12 protein-coding genes and 1 other RNA gene are annotated in these 14,796 nt (G+C 29.4%); 4 read left to right on the plus strand and 9 right to left on the minus strand.

The features are described 5' to 3' along the window. Positions 1–38: 38 nt before the first annotated feature. Together PVA18_RS01330 and rsfS are read right to left on the minus strand one after the other, a co-directional pair. The gene (locus PVA18_RS01330; protein ID WP_045804817.1) at positions 39–923 is read right to left on the minus strand and encodes a PAS domain-containing protein; all 885 of its coding nucleotides are present in this window, start codon (positions 921–923) and stop codon (positions 39–41) included. A gap of 658 nt (positions 924–1,581) precedes the next feature. After that, positions 1,582–1,944: a ribosome silencing factor gene (gene rsfS, locus PVA18_RS01335; RefSeq protein WP_045804816.1), complete on the minus strand. Its 363-nt coding sequence runs from the start codon at positions 1,942–1,944 to the stop codon at positions 1,582–1,584. A 210-nt stretch (positions 1,945–2,154) separates the two neighbouring features. On the opposite strand from rsfS, the gene PVA18_RS01340 reads away from it, so the two are divergent. Together PVA18_RS01340 and PVA18_RS01345 are read left to right on the plus strand one after the other, a co-directional pair. Beyond that, complete coding sequence (locus tag PVA18_RS01340; protein ID WP_045804815.1) at positions 2,155–3,462, plus strand: M48 family metalloprotease; 1,308 nt, start codon at positions 2,155–2,157, stop codon at positions 3,460–3,462. A gap of 48 nt (positions 3,463–3,510) precedes the next feature. Next, complete coding sequence (locus PVA18_RS01345) at positions 3,511–4,134, plus strand: hypothetical protein (protein ID WP_434431851.1); 624 nt, start codon at positions 3,511–3,513, stop codon at positions 4,132–4,134. A gap of 652 nt (positions 4,135–4,786) precedes the next feature. On the opposite strand, the gene folK is transcribed toward PVA18_RS01345, so the two are convergent. The 7 genes from folK to PVA18_RS01380 form a co-directional block, all read right to left on the minus strand. Then, positions 4,787–5,293 (minus strand): 2-amino-4-hydroxy-6-hydroxymethyldihydropteridine diphosphokinase, encoded by a 507-nt coding sequence (gene folK, locus PVA18_RS01350; RefSeq protein WP_086375101.1) that lies wholly within the window; start codon positions 5,291–5,293, stop codon positions 4,787–4,789. Positions 5,294–5,982: 689 nt separating this feature from the next. Beyond that, positions 5,983–9,021 (minus strand): phosphoribosylformylglycinamidine synthase subunit PurL, encoded by a 3,039-nt coding sequence (gene purL / locus PVA18_RS01355; protein WP_045804812.1) that lies wholly within the window; start codon positions 9,019–9,021, stop codon positions 5,983–5,985. A 788-nt stretch (positions 9,022–9,809) separates the two neighbouring features. After that, positions 9,810–10,145: RNase P RNA component class A (gene rnpB, locus PVA18_RS01360), an RNA gene on the minus strand. A gap of 190 nt (positions 10,146–10,335) precedes the next feature. Then, positions 10,336–11,310 (minus strand): biotin synthase BioB, encoded by a 975-nt coding sequence (gene bioB, locus PVA18_RS01365; protein WP_045804811.1) that lies wholly within the window; start codon positions 11,308–11,310, stop codon positions 10,336–10,338. Continuing rightward, the gene (locus PVA18_RS01370; protein WP_045804810.1) at positions 11,307–11,528 is read right to left on the minus strand and encodes a hypothetical protein; all 222 of its coding nucleotides are present in this window, start codon (positions 11,526–11,528) and stop codon (positions 11,307–11,309) included. The genes bioB and PVA18_RS01370 overlap by 4 nt, the downstream gene beginning before the upstream one ends. A 151-nt stretch (positions 11,529–11,679) precedes the next feature. Then, positions 11,680–12,135: a PAS domain-containing protein gene (locus PVA18_RS01375; RefSeq protein ID WP_045804809.1), complete on the minus strand. Its 456-nt coding sequence runs from the start codon at positions 12,133–12,135 to the stop codon at positions 11,680–11,682. 349 nt (positions 12,136–12,484) lie between these two features. Beyond that, positions 12,485–13,096, minus strand: coding sequence for a murein hydrolase activator EnvC family protein (locus PVA18_RS01380; protein WP_045804808.1), 612 nt, complete (start codon positions 13,094–13,096; stop codon positions 12,485–12,487). Positions 13,097–13,413: 317 nt separating this feature from the next. Here PVA18_RS01380 and glpX point away from each other — a divergent pair, with 317 nt between their 5' ends. Continuing rightward, positions 13,414–14,337, plus strand: a complete 924-nt coding sequence (gene glpX, locus PVA18_RS01385) for a class II fructose-bisphosphatase (protein WP_045804807.1) — start codon at positions 13,414–13,416, stop codon at positions 14,335–14,337. Between the two features lie 121 nt (positions 14,338–14,458). Further along, on the plus strand, positions 14,459–14,581 hold the full coding sequence (locus tag PVA18_RS01390; protein ID WP_257639925.1) for a hypothetical protein: 123 nt from the start codon (positions 14,459–14,461) through the stop codon (positions 14,579–14,581). The last annotated feature ends 215 nt before the right edge of the window (positions 14,582–14,796 follow it).

Genomic DNA, 14,796 nt, shown 5'->3' on the forward strand with positions numbered 1-14,796 from the left:
TGAGGAAGAGTATTAAATGAAAATTTAGTAGGTGTTTTTTATGGAATGTTAGTACTTTTGATTGTACCTCCAGCTGTTTCTTGTTGAGCAATGAATAATATGTTACTTATGTTTGTTAAAATTTGTTCTGTGTCAATTTCGTTATGCATTTGAGCATAACCTATTGAAATCTTTGCATGGAAATTTTGAAGATTATTATTAATGTTTTTGTGTATTCTGGATATTGCTGAATATGCATGTTCAGATTTACATCCTAATAAGATACAAATAATCTTGTAATCTCCTATGTACCCAATTATATCACTTTCTCTAACGTTTTTATGTAACAAGTTGATAGTGTGTTGTGTTAAAGTGTCTATATTAGACTTATTATATGGTGGATCTAGTTGTATCATACTTATGATAGCGTGTTTATTGTGTTTATGAAGGAAGTCTAATACGATCTTTATTTCTGTTTTTGTAGATACTTCATCCATTATATTAAAAACTGAATGCATGCTATACTTTTTATTAGAAATTATGGATTGCCTAAATATATCAAGCTTTTGTGATATACTAGCATCTCGTACTAAAATCTCATAATTTATTATATTTTGATTAGCAGCTGTAGTTCGAAAGACTTTTTGTATTACTGGGATTATTTTATTATTTCTTCCAACAAAAGAACAGTTACGTGTTTTGGATAAAATGTCAAATAAATCAGTTCCATCACTTGTGTATTCTAAATAGCTATTTATATTATCTACAATGTTTTTATGTAATATAGTTGATAATGGCTTATTAGAAAGTTCTTCTGCTGTGTAATCTAAAAGTGTTTCTGCTGCTTTATTCAGATTAGAAATTGTTAAATTTTGCAAAATGTTATTTTGTTGTACTGATATTACAGAATCGTCAGATCTTCTTGCAACCACAAAGTGATTCATGTTTTTCTCGTTTTATCAATTAAACACTGAATTAAAATCTTTTTGCTGTACTATTTATATAAAAATTTTTCTTTATTGTTTTTATTCATGATTTGTAATTAATGAATTCTTCATAGGATATTTTAGTTGCAAACGAATTTCAGTGTCTTTTTTACACAATAAATATTTTGTGTACATGAATATTCCAAATTTTTGAGAATATACTAAGTTATGTTCTAGTTTGTATTAAACTAGTTACATGTTTTTAATTATATAATAATTTTTAAATATTTATGTAAGGATAATATTGGATTGAAAGTTTAACTGTAGTTAGTTATTTGTATCAAGTCAATTTTAATGCTAAGGAGTGTAATGAGTCTATGTGTTGGATTTATCTAATAGGTTTTTTGTAAGTTAATGAGAGCAGGATATAGTTAATTATTTATAGTAAATCACTTTGAAATCCAGATGTATAATGAATTTCCATGTTGTATTCTGTATAATAAATTTTAGGCTTTTTTATATAAACTGAGTGAGGAATTAGACTGTGGCTAACTTCTTAGGTAAATCGATCTAGTATAAAGCTAAAAGATGTAATAAACTTTGTGTACTAGCCTCATTAAACTTATGTCACATTTAATTGTAATAAGAATATTGTGCATATTGCTTAAAAAATTTTTTAATTTTCTTCATCTAATTGAGAATTCCATAGGTTTTCGAGTTGATAATATTCTCTTACTTCTGGTCTGAAAATATGTACCAATATATTGTAGCAGTTTAATACTACCCAGTTACCATCTTTTAGCCCTTCAATAGATAGCTTTTTATATGGTTTGATTTCTTTCCTAATTCTTTCAGCTAAGGATTTTACATGATAACTTGATTCGCCTGAAGCAATTATTAAATATTCTGCTAAGTTACTTTTACTGCTGATATTAATTGTAACAATATTGCTAGCTTTATGTTTATCAAGAATGAATATTATAAGGTTTTTCAGTTCTTCTGGAGAACTAAATGGTTTGTCAGGTTTACTGAGAGTCATTTTACCTCGTTTTTTACATGCTAGGTTTTATTGTATTACATATTGTACGTAATATAAACAGTTAAAAAGCATTAAAAGAGATGTGTTTATGGTAAAACTATATATATTATTAACAGTTGCAGGTATATATAGTAAATCATTAATTTTCTTAGAAGGTTATCTACAATATGTATAATATATTTCAATGAAACTATGGAAGTTGGTTAACTTATGAATATTAGAAGCTTAATATTATCTCTAATTATTTTGCTTTATGGCAATATGTCATTTTGTCAAGATGGTTATATGATATTTAGAGATAGTGAAGTTGAGTCTGTAATAAAGAAGATAGCGTTTCCAATATTCACTGCAGCTAAGATTAATCCTGAGACTGTTAGAGTTTTTATTGTTAATGATAAAGTGGTAAATGCTTATGTTGATGGGAATAATCATGATGTATTTTTGAATTATGGGTTATTTCAGTTTTCAGAGGATCCTAGTGTGCTAATTGGGGTCTTAGCTCATGAGGTTGGTCATATATCTCAGAAACATGTGTTATTTCGTAAAAATAAAATACAAAATTCTATGATTTTATCTGGGATAGGGTATGTTTTAGGTATTATTACTGCAGTTGCAGTAAATCCCGATATGGGTCAAGCAATAGCTCTTGCTACTAGTGATATTAGTAAAAGAATGTTTTTTCTTTATAGTCGTCTACAGGAGGCATCTGCGGATCAATGTGCATTGCGATATCTAGATGAAGCTGGATATAGCAATGATGGATTAATTAAAATGTTCAAGCATTTTTATTCATTAGAAGCACAATATAGAGGAAGTATTGATCAATATTTATTATCACATCCTCTTAGTTATGACAGATTATTACAGATGCAAAATTATCGCAATCGTAATAAAGTTAATGGTTTTTCTGATGAAGATATACATAAATTCAGGCGAGTAGTAGAAAAAATTAATGCATTTTTTAATCCAATAGAACGTTTAGTCAATGAGAAAAATGATATAAGTCAGTTATCTCCATATGTGCAATCTATTATTTTTTATAAGCAATCTGATGTTTTAAAGGCTTTAGAAAAACTTGACAGTTTAATATTACAATCTCCAGAGGATCCTTATCTTTATGAGTTAAAAGCACAAATTTTATATAAAGCAGGTGACATTGAAAAATCTGTGGAAAATTATAAATTAGCACTTAAGTTCTCTTTTGATGATGTTTTAATAAAACTTGAAACATCACAGGCTTTGTTGTTATATAATCAAGAAGAAGCAGTAAATTATTTGGAGCAGGTTACATATCAGGAACCGGATAATATTTTTGCTTGGAAGCAATTGGCTATAGCTTATGGTAAGACAGGGGATTTAGGAATGTCATATTTTTCGTTGGCAAGTAAGTCTTTTTTTGAGAATAATAAAAGAGATTTTGATAAATACTTTGGTTTAGCAAAAAAATATTTACCAAAGGATAGTGTTCATTTAGAACGCATGCATGATTTAAGAATAAATTTATTAAGTAATGCGTAGTTAATTAGATTATTAATAATGTTGTGTATATTTTTATAAAAGTGTAATGTGGTTTCATCTATGAAAATACCTGGTTCTATATTATTTTTATTGATACTACAGGCCTCTTGCAGTCCTATTTATAGTACTAAAATAGAATATAAAAATCCAGACAGTAAATTTGGGAAGGATTGTGTAGTAAAATGTGCTTATGTGAGAAATGATTGCTACAGACAATGTCAAGTTAATGTCACTAACTGTAAATTAACTGAAAAAGTGATAAGTGCTCAAGAACGTTCTCAACCACTCATTAATATAATAAATAATAATGAAAGTGGAAATAGTGGGAATAGTAAACCAAAGCAAAGTGATAGTAACTCATGTGAAAGTAAGCACTTAAAATGCAACCAGTCTTGTTCTAGTGATATTACATGTAAGACTCAATGTGATATATATATGGAGATGTGTCGTACTGAGCAGAATTTTGATCGTTACAATGGGTATGATAACTTTATTTCAAATGTGTATGGCAGCAATAAAGATCTTGCAACAGAAAAACAGCATCCTGTCAGTTTATGTCAGAGTGATAAGTGTGATAGATTATGTAAAAGTGATTATGATTTATGTTTTTCTAGCTGTGGCGGAAAAATAATTACCTATAAACAATGTGTAGCATTTTGTGATAAAAAATAAATAAGCATTATAATTTTATATATTATTTTACTGTATTATAAGGAACAGCGGTGCTACAGTTAATGAATTTGTAAGTGGTATGCATAGTCAAATAAATCTAGATTTTGTTTAAAAAGTAAATATCACATTCATTAGTATGATATTGATGGTTATTCTATATTTATAAAAGTGTTTATATGGTTATGATAAGGTGTAATTGAAGATAAGTAATAGAGTATTTTTTAATTATCTAAATCTAATAAATTTTTTATTAATTTACTTATTTTATAATGTGCTATCGTTGCTGTAGGTGTTAATTTAAGTTATGTTAGTATACTTAATGTTATATGAAAACCCTTTAAAATTAATTATATGCTGCTAGAGATATATAAATTCTGTTTTTAAGATTGATATTATTTAGAATTAGAAATACATATGTTTTGTAATTCTATGCTATCAATATACTTAGGGATAGCTTATTGTTGTTTATATTATATAAAAAAAGTTAGAATGTTTTTTGGTATTAACTATTCAACTATAATGAGTGATATACTGCTAGACATAAGTGGATTTTTATTTGTAAGATTGATACTATGGGAGAAAATCTCTATTTTTAATGCTATACTATTAATATACCTAACAATCATCTTTTTTATCTTGTATAAGAGAGTCTTCACAATATATGTGAGTTTTGTTTGATTAAATTGATACTATTTAGCTTTGTAAGCATTTCATATATTGACACTTTGAATATTGGATGAGGGAATCGTGCATAAATGTCACATAATGGTACGAGAACAAAATCTCTACAATGCATTTGTTTATGAGGTATAGATAAAATTCTAGTATCCAACATTTTATTTCCCCACAATATGATATCAATATCTATAGTTCTAGGTGCCCAATGTTCATGATTAGTTCTACCAAGCTTTTTTTCTATGGATTTAATCCTTTCTAACATGGAGTGTGGGGATAAACATGTATATCCTGATATTACCATATTTAAATAAGGGGTATTCCAATGATCGGCTGCATTTTTTGGTAGTAAGGCTGGAGTTTTATAAAGATAGGAATAATGCTTATTATGTAAAGGTAACATGTTAATTGCGGATTTAATGTATGCTAACATGTTACTACAGTTACTTCCTAATGCTAGAATCACAACATCGTTACTGGGCATATACATTTTGCTTGTTAGCTTAAAGGGGCAGTGTATTTTGTTTTGAAGATTATTTCAATGCTTTGTTTGGTATATTAGAATATTATCTGAACTTGTAGGATACCATGATGATATTCTGGGTTTTGTTTGTTATTATTTGACCTGTGCTGTTTAGCATGTGTTTCATATAGATAGTTTTTGGATGTGTTAGTGTGTCGAAATGTTATTAGACTTAAAACTATGTGTACTATGGTAATATAATATAACTTCTATTGATTTTATTATGTTATTTGTGTGTTGCGCTATAGATAGTTTTTTGATGTGTTAATTAGTGTATCGAAGTGTTATTAGACTCAAAACTATGGGTTACTATGGTAACATGATTGGTTCTATTGGGTTTTATGTATTGATTAGTATATTGAAGTACTGTGTAAATTGGAAGTATGTATGATACTAATGATGAATGAGGCTGAGAACGAAGATATCGTTTTTATGATGTATTCTATCATATGTAACATGGCTTTATTACTGCTAACATTGATTTGTTATATTTCACATAAATGAAGTTTTTTCTTTGCTGACTATGTGACTCTTTGTTTTGCACTTACAGTTTATATGTAAATAGTAAGGTTAAATTTGATATATGGTGATTTTAATAAGATGCTTACATTGTTATGTTTTTTATAGAGCTATTTTAACTGTGTAATATATTAGGTGTGTGCCACATTTCTATATGATTGTATTTTCATATTACTGAATTTCTTATAACTCTGTTCAAGTGTGTTTAAATCGATGGAATGTATATCTTCTATTATAAGGGTATTTGTAGAAGTTATTTTACCTATATTTGCATGTGGAATTTCTTTGAATATTGATTCAAATTCTTGCTTGTTGTGTTTCCCTATTGTTACTAGAATCCTGCTTTGTGATTCTGAAAATAGAATAACTTTTTCTTTTAAATCGTTATTTTTAATATTGCATGTTGGTATTGACGATAAACTAATTTCGGCTCCAAGTTGTCCTCCAATAAGTGATTTTACTAAGCTTATTATCATTCCTCCTAAGTTGACTGCAATTGCTGATGCTATAAGATTTGCATTGATAGCCTTATTATAAGATGTATATAATTTTTTAGCATGTTCAGCATGTACTTGTGGTACATTATTATTTCCTATGCCGCTATATTTTTGATATTCAGAACCTCCAAGCTCATCATAAGTTGTACCTAGTATGTATATTAAATCTCCTGGATTTTTCACATCAAGTGTTACAGCATTCTCTATATTTTCTATGATTCCAAGAGTAGAAATTAAAAGTGAAGGGGGAGCAGAAATGTTAATTTGTTCTCCTTTGCTATTATATCCTTTAAAATCATTAAACATGCTATCTTTACCAGAAATAAAAGGTGTTCTAAATGTTGTGGCATAGTCATAACATGCCCGTGCTGCATTTTTTAACTGCCATAATCGTTGTGGGTTTGTTGAATCACACCAACAGAAATTATCTAATAATGCTAAGTGGTGAAAATTTCCTCCTATTGTAACATAATTGCGTATAGCAGTATCTATTGCACAAGCTGCCATGTGATATGTGCTTATTTCTCCGTAACTTGACCCTAATCCATGCGATTTTACTATTCCTCTTTTTGATGATAATATTGGCCTAATGACTGTTGCATCTCCGTTTACTCTTCCTATACCTTGAATAGGTTTGATTACAGATGTGCCTTGTACTTCGTGATCATATTGTAAGGATATGAATTCTTTACTACATATGTTCATTCTTTGTACAATCTCATTTAACTCAATTTCTAATGGTTTATCACACTTTTGGTGGGATATTGGTATTGATTCTGTGGTTTTTAGCCATGTGCTAGTTCGCAAGTGGGTTTTCGGAACACCATTGTGCAGAAAATCTATGTCTATATCCATAATAATGGATCCATTATATAGTACTACAGCCTTATTACTGTTGTTGAATTCTCCAATGATACTAATTTCAACATCGTGTTTTTTCATTACTTTTTCAAATGTTGGAAATTTGCTAGGAGAAACAGCAAAAGTCATCCTTTCTTGAGATTCTGAAACCCAAATCTCCCAGGGTAACATATTGTCATGTTTCAGTAATACTTTATCCAGTTCTACTGTGAATCCACTGTGACCCATTTCTCCTACAGAAGAAGATAATCCACCGGCTCCATTATCAGTTATTGCATTGTATAAACCTAGATCTCGGGCTTCTTTAATTATTGCATCAGACAGCTTTTTTTGAGTAATAGGGTCTCCTATTTGTACTGCTGTACTATTGCTGTTATGTTCAGTTAATGCGTTAGATGAGAAGGTAGCACCATGTATTCCATCTTTTCCTGTTCTACCTCCTGCTATAACTATGTAGTCTCCATTGTTGGGACTCTTTAAATGTGATAATGAGTTATTAATTATGCGTGGCATAATGCCAGTGCATCCTACAAAAACTAATGGTTTACTACGAAACCTATCATCAAAGTACACAGATCCTAAGCTTGTTGGTATCCCAGAGCAATTTCCACCAGAATTTACACCTTTTATTACTCCGTCCATTATTGTATTGGATGACAATGTTTTGACTGTGCAAGATTTATCCCTATATAATTCTTCATCTGATTCGGAAAAGCAAAAATAGTAGGCATTTAGTATTGGTTTTGCTCCTTTACCAAATCCAATGATATCTCTATTTACTCCTAATATTCCAGTAATTGCTCCTCCAAATGGATCAAGTGCTGATGGACTGTTATGTGTTTCTACTTTATCTGCAATAATGAAATCATCATCGAATACTATTGCTCCTGCATTGTCAGAAAATGTAGATATACATATTTCTGAGTTTATTTCATATGTTGCACGTTTTATGTAATGCTTGTAAAGCCCATCTGTAATTTCATCTATAGGAGAGGAAAAAATATTATGTTTACAATGTTCTGACCAAGTTTGTGCTAATGTTTCAAGTTCAATGTCATTAGGATTACGTTGAATTTTTTTAAAGTATGCCTGAATAACCTGCATTGCTTCTAGTGATAGATTCAAGGCTCCTCGACCATTAATTCCATGTCTACTGATTTGTATTAATTCATGATCTTGAATATTTAAATCTACAGAAGTCACATAGGTGTTTTGTTTTTTATCTTGTGGAAAAAGGTCTTCATACTTAACATATGGGATTGGGAATATACTGTTACATGTAGAAGAGTCAGTATATATATTGTTTAGATTTGATATCTGTTTATTTCCAAAGAATCTTACTTTAAATGTTTCTCCTTTTGCAAAAGATAATTTACAGTACTCTATTAACGGATTAAATAATTTAAGTATGTCTTCTTCTTGTGGTATAGGTCCTTGTCCAAATGTAACTTTAGAAGTTAATACATCTACTGCTGTTTTATATTCTAGCATTTCATTTATTATGCATTTAGTAGTATTACCAACGTTATCAGTAACTCTAGGTAAGAAGCATCTTTCTAATGACCAGTTTGCTTTGAAAGTGTTAAGTAGATTATAATTAGTATTAGTGGTTACTTCTTTATAGTTCAGTTCTATATTGTCATATATGAAAGCAAAGAATTGTTGTGTTATTGGATTGGTTAGCGCAGAACCTATTTTATGAATAATTGCTGAGTCTAAATTATGTTGAACATTTATTGTGTAAACCATCACATCATTGCTTGTATAGTTTTCTGGTAGTACTTTGTCTGCTACGCCAATACGTATAATCATGACTAATTTCTGAGTAAGTAATATATTTACACTGTATAATAATTAGGAGTAATTTCAAATATATTATTAATGTTTCTGGTGATTATTCATAATTACAGTAAGTAATAAGATGATACTATAAAGTAATGGTGTTATAAAATTAGAAATAATTATAAATGTGTTATAATAAGCTTTCTAGCAGCTATTGTAATATGATGATAAGCAATAAGTGATTTTATTATGGGATTTAATTCTATGTTTAAGGGTCAAAGTAAAGGAATTTATAATATTTTAATCATCTATCAGTATCGTGGGGTAACATGTATAGTTGCAGGACAAGTGTCTGCGTAATCTTAGTACTTTTTGTAGTATGGAACTATTAATACATATGTAGAAATTGTTTCCTATTTATCAACTTCTTATACTAATAAAAAGCTAGATCTTGGATTAGCATTTTTATAAGGTAGGTCTTATATTATTTGTATTGGGATTATGGTAAGTTTTGTATTGTAATCACATTATCGAATTTGTGCTATTTATGATTTTACAATGTATAAATGTTTGATACAGAAAAGGATATAGTCTTAATGTATTTAATTTGTATAGCGATATGGTAGAGAGCGTTTTTGATATTTACTAGGGAAGTTGAATTCTGTTTGCAGTTATCAGTCTGAAATGAATATTGATTTTACAGTGTATGAGTATTGAATATAAAATAGATGTGTAGTGATTCCAATTATTTTGTCATAAACTAAAAACATAATTTTAATACATTTGATTTTATTAAATTAGCTTATAGTAAATAATATTTTGCCAGGTAAAAATAAGCCGGATTCTGTTTATGTAGTTATTCATCTGGGATAAATATCACTATCTACCTCACGCGACTTACCTGGGTAATTGTGAGGGAAAGCACAATACCTCCTCTTAGTCTTGCTCCTGGTGGTGGTTGCCTAGCTACTATATGTTGCCATAAGTACGGTGTGCTCTTACCACTCCTTTTCACCCTTACCTTAAAACAAGGCGGTTATTTTCTGTAGCCCTTACCTGGAGTCACCTCCGACAGGGATTACCTGTCACCATTTTCCCTTGGAGTCCGGACTTTCCTCTGTATTCTATAATACAGCAACTACTCTTTTACCTGACAAGTTATTATAATTTCTAATGATATTAAGTAAATGATTAATTTTGTGAATTAAAAGGATGCAGATTTGAAGTTTTGGTAATAGTTTGATTGTTGTTGCAGTTTGGTTAGCGGGTTATAAGTCATTTTACATAAAGGATTAGTTTTTCTGTAACCCAACACATTTAGTTATATTAAATAAATGGTTAATTTTATGAATTGAAAAGTACAGGGGCTTTTGTCCTTACTCCAAGCTTGGATAAAAGATTTTTATCATTATTACAATCAGAGTTAGGAGTGGTTAATAATTTCTCTCCACAAAATATAGAATTTGCTCCTGCAAATAAACATAATACTTGCATTTCTTCTGACATGTCTCCTCGTCCTGCAGCAAGACGTATATATGATTTCGGCATTAAAATGCGTGCTACAGCTATAACTCTTATAAAATCTATGTTGTCTATTTTAGGGTTACTTTCAAGAGGTGTTCCTTTTATTGTAACTAATCTATTAATAGGGACAGAACGTGGATGTTCCTTTAAATTTGCTAAAGTTAATAACATTTTTGCTCTGTCTTCAACATTTTCACCAAGACCTAAAATACCACCAGAGCATATGTTGATTCCTGCTTCATGTATATTATTTAAGCTAGTTAACCTATCATCGTAATGACGTGTAGTAGTTACATTAGGATAAAAATCACGTGATGTATCAATGTTATGATTATAAAAATCTAAGCCTGCATCTTTTAACTTTTTTGCTTGGTCTAAAGTTACCATACCTAGAGAAGCACAACTCTCTAGTTTTTCACTTTTTATTAGCTCGATAATATTGCAAATGTATTCTATATCTCTGTCTCTTAATTGGCGCCATGCTGCTGCAAAGCAAAACCTATCTGCTCCATTATTTTTAGCTGTTTGTATAGCTTTTTTTATGGTTTCAATATCAAGTAAAGATTCTTTTTGTAAACCTGTCTTATAATGTGCACTTTGTGAGCAATATCTGCAATTTTCTGGGCAACCACCGGTCTTAATACTTAGTAGAGCAGCAACTTGTACTTCGTTATTGTTAAAAAATTGCCTATGTATTAAATTAGACTGTAATATCAAATCATTAAATGGAGTATTAAAGAGTTCTAATATTTCATCTAATTGCCAATTGTTTCTTACTGAAGTGCATGTACTCATTTTTGCGATAACTGTTCTTCAATTTTATTTTGTTTTGATTCTATCTCTTTGACAGAATTATTTAAAGCGTTAAATTCATCTTGAGTGACAAAACCATTGTTTCTTAAGTATGTAGATAAACACTTTTTAACTGTCTTGTTAGCAATACCAAGTGTACCTATGGCTATCCCAAAGAATGATACACTTATTTTTGAGATATCATGCAGAAAAAATCTCATAAAGTACCTGCCTATAACTGAAGAAATCTATAAACACTTTGTTCTCATTAGGTTAGGGTATGCTATTCAATTTTAGTAAAACAGTCAACTAATTTTTTAAATATTTTGATGATCTACGGTATTGATTATGAGTTTTTATATAACGATCATTTTAGTATATTTTTCCTCCTATTACTCCTATTATGTGTGTTACTTCATTATTTTTACCAATAGGTAGTAGACATTGTCTTATTTTTATGTAATTTCCATCAGCACTTTCAGTTTCTGATTCATCTATGATCGGTTTTTGGTTTTCCATAATTGATTCTAAATAATCAAATAAATTTTCTATAACTTGTGGAAAAAAAAGCTTAATATTTTGTGATTCAGCATAGACTTTAATATTTGACTGATACAGCTCCATAGCTCTTTCTCCAATATAAATGCAGTTGTACTTTTGATTGTCTGTATCATTTTTTACTTCAATAATAAAACAGTTAGGCCAAATGTCTCTGATTTCTTCTTGTTCAATTTCTTCTATCTGAGGAAATGCTCTGTTGTTACGTAGCTGATTCCAATATGCAAATAATATTTTTATTGCTCTTTTTTCTGGTATATATTCTGACATCTATAGCCTTAATTTTATGATGAACATGAAAAATTTATAGCAAATATCTTTATTTTTTCTTACTTGTTCTAATTTTATTTAATTGCAATTTGTGTGTATTGGCTCTGATGTAATAATGTATTTTTCGTATAATGCTTTAAAAGAAGTAATGGCTTAACGTTTTAATATTAATTGATAGTGAAAAATTATTTAGTCAATTATTTTAATATACATGATGTGTTTCTAAATTGGCTTCCCAATTGTTGAGTAATGGTTGGTGGATACTTTATGTGGCTACAATATATTATTATTTGACTTATGATAACATGTTTTAGTAAAAAATTATTGACTACTGCGAGCTTTTCTTAAATTATTTACAATTTATATATAATAGTGGGTTTACTGCTTTTCCACGTTTGCGCATAGCAAAACATAGGTATGATTTGTTTTTTTGAGAGTTCGTACTTTTGATATGTCCTATAACTTGACCTTGTGTTACTTTATCACCTATTTTTACATCTATACTATCTAGATAAGAATATGTAGTTGTTGTGTTTTTATTGTGCTCTATTATTATCATATTGCCATACCACTTTGATCCTTTACCTACGTATAGTATTTTTCCAGCAGATGATGCTTTAACTTGTTGAATTCCATTAGATTTTATATTAATTCCCTCTTGACAATTCTTATCTTGATTATTTATGGAAAATTTTGATGTTATTATACCTTCTATAGGCATAGTAAAATTGCAGCCTTTATCAATAGCTTTTATTTTTTTATTTACTTTATGGGCGTCTTGGGTTGGATGTGATTCTATATTTTCATCTTTTTTAGTATCATACTTTATTAGTTGATATTCATTGATGTCGTCTAATTCTTTTCTGCCATGAAATTCTTCTCCTCTTAAGAAATAAGGGGCTGGTTTTTGTGTGCAACCAAAGCATAATAGGGCAATCAATAGTGTTTTTCTTATTGTCACATGTACCTATGGTATATTGGATGTTCTTAATACTACTAAACCTAGTATATATTATTCTGTTATATGGATTTGGCAATGCAAAATTCATTTTAATTGGTAATTAGCTCTTGAAAGTAATCATGTGAAAACTTTTGTATATTTTTAAAGTGTTTTTTGTTCAATTAATTTTTTTAATACTTGCTTACTTATTGATCTGTTAGCAGTTTATTTGGTTATGTATTGATATTAATTGTGGTATAAAAATAGTATGATAGTTTGCTATAAGTATGTTTATAGTATTATGATGTATCTTTATTATAGCTATATGGATTTTAATAATGCAAGATTTAGGATTTAAGTTATTGTCAGTTACTGAAGCTGCAGCTTTAGCGTCTTATAAGTATCTTGGTATAGGTGATGAAAAAGAAGCAGATCGTGTTGCTGTTGATGCTATGCGAAAGTCATTGAATTTATTGGAAATTAATGGGACTGTTGTTATTGGAGAAGGAGAGAGGGATAATGCTCCTATGCTATATATTGGAGAAAAAGTAGGTTATGGTGGAATTGATGTTGATGTTGCTCTTGATCCACTTGAAGGTACTACTATGTGTGCTCATTATAAAAATGGGGCTATGTCTGTTCTTGCAATAGCAAAGAAAGGTGGGTTTTTAAATGCTCCTGATGTTTACATGGAAAAGATTGCTGTAGGTCCTAATGTACCTAGAGATGTAGTATCTCTAAAATATGATATAAAAACAAATTTGTATAATTTGGCTGAAGTGAAAAAGTGTAAAGTAAATGAATTAGTTGTAACTGTTTTATATAGAGAAAGGCATTTGGAATTAATTAAGAGCATTAGAGAATGTGGAGCTCGTATAAAACTTATAGATGATGGAGATGTTTCAGCTGTAGTATCACTGATGAAAGGTGTTCATGATTTGTATGTTGGAATTGGAGGAGCTCCAGAAGGTGTACTTGCAGCTGCTGCTTTATCATCAATGGGTGGATACATGGAAGGTAAATTGATTTTTGATACAGAGCATTTGAAGGCAAGAGCAGAAAAATTTGGAATTAAAGATATAAATAAAATTTATTCTATAGAAGAAATGATAAAGTCTGAAGCAATTTTTGTAGCCACTGGTATTACTGATAGTGCTTTGGTTCAAGGTATTAGGTATTCACATGGATCTTTTGTTGTGGAGTCTATAATCATTAAATCAGCTAGTATTATGTATGTTAATAATACTGTACCTGGAGTATAAGAAGTAGATTATTTTTAATAAGCAACATAGGACTTTGTGTAAATTTATAAAGTTTTTTCTATGGAAGGAACATGTGTAATTATTTTATCCAGATATAAATAGAATTTATTCTATAGGAGAAATGATAAGGTCTGAAGCAATTTTTATGGCTACTGGTATTACTATAGTGCTTTGGCAAAAGGGGGTATTAGGTAATTCACATGGAATCTTTTGTTATGGGGTCTGTAATCATTGTACTAGATAGTATTATATATTAATGGTACTATCCTGGAAAATGAGATTGTTTTTTTATTGTACATCAAAATGTCTGTTACCTGATATATCATATCTTTTTTAGTAAAAATAAAATGTTCATTGAATCATGAATGTCTGCTTGTTTGTTGTATGTAAAGTCCTTTTTGGGCGGCGCTTTTATATTATGATACATAAAAGTGTTTAATTATATTAATGATAGTTAAC

It is taken from the genome of Ehrlichia muris subsp. eauclairensis (assembly GCF_051097115.1).
Taxonomy (GTDB): domain Bacteria; phylum Pseudomonadota; class Alphaproteobacteria; order Rickettsiales; family Anaplasmataceae; genus Ehrlichia; species Ehrlichia muris.

Bases quoted from the DNA above. Each gene is read 5' to 3' on its own strand.
- PVA18_RS01330 (WP_045804817.1), bottom strand. From the start codon at position 923: ATGAATCACTTTGTGGTTGCAAGAAGATCTGACGATTCTGTAATATCA.
- rsfS (WP_045804816.1), bottom strand. From the start codon at position 1,944: ATGACTCTCAGTAAACCTGACAAACCATTTAGTTCTCCAGAAGAACTG.
- PVA18_RS01340 (WP_045804815.1), top strand. From the start codon at position 2,155: ATGAATATTAGAAGCTTAATATTATCTCTAATTATTTTGCTTTATGGC.
- folK (WP_086375101.1), bottom strand. From the start codon at position 5,293: ATGCCCAGTAACGATGTTGTGATTCTAGCATTAGGAAGTAACTGTAGT.
- purL (WP_045804812.1), bottom strand. From the start codon at position 9,021: ATGATTATACGTATTGGCGTAGCAGACAAAGTACTACCAGAAAACTAT.
- bioB (WP_045804811.1), bottom strand. From the start codon at position 11,310: ATGAGTACATGCACTTCAGTAAGAAACAATTGGCAATTAGATGAAATA.
- PVA18_RS01370 (WP_045804810.1), bottom strand. From the start codon at position 11,528: ATGAGATTTTTTCTGCATGATATCTCAAAAATAAGTGTATCATTCTTT.
- PVA18_RS01375 (WP_045804809.1), bottom strand. From the start codon at position 12,135: ATGTCAGAATATATACCAGAAAAAAGAGCAATAAAAATATTATTTGCA.
- glpX (WP_045804807.1), top strand. From the start codon at position 13,414: ATGCAAGATTTAGGATTTAAGTTATTGTCAGTTACTGAAGCTGCAGCT.
- PVA18_RS01390 (WP_257639925.1), top strand. From the start codon at position 14,459: ATGATAAGGTCTGAAGCAATTTTTATGGCTACTGGTATTACTATAGTG.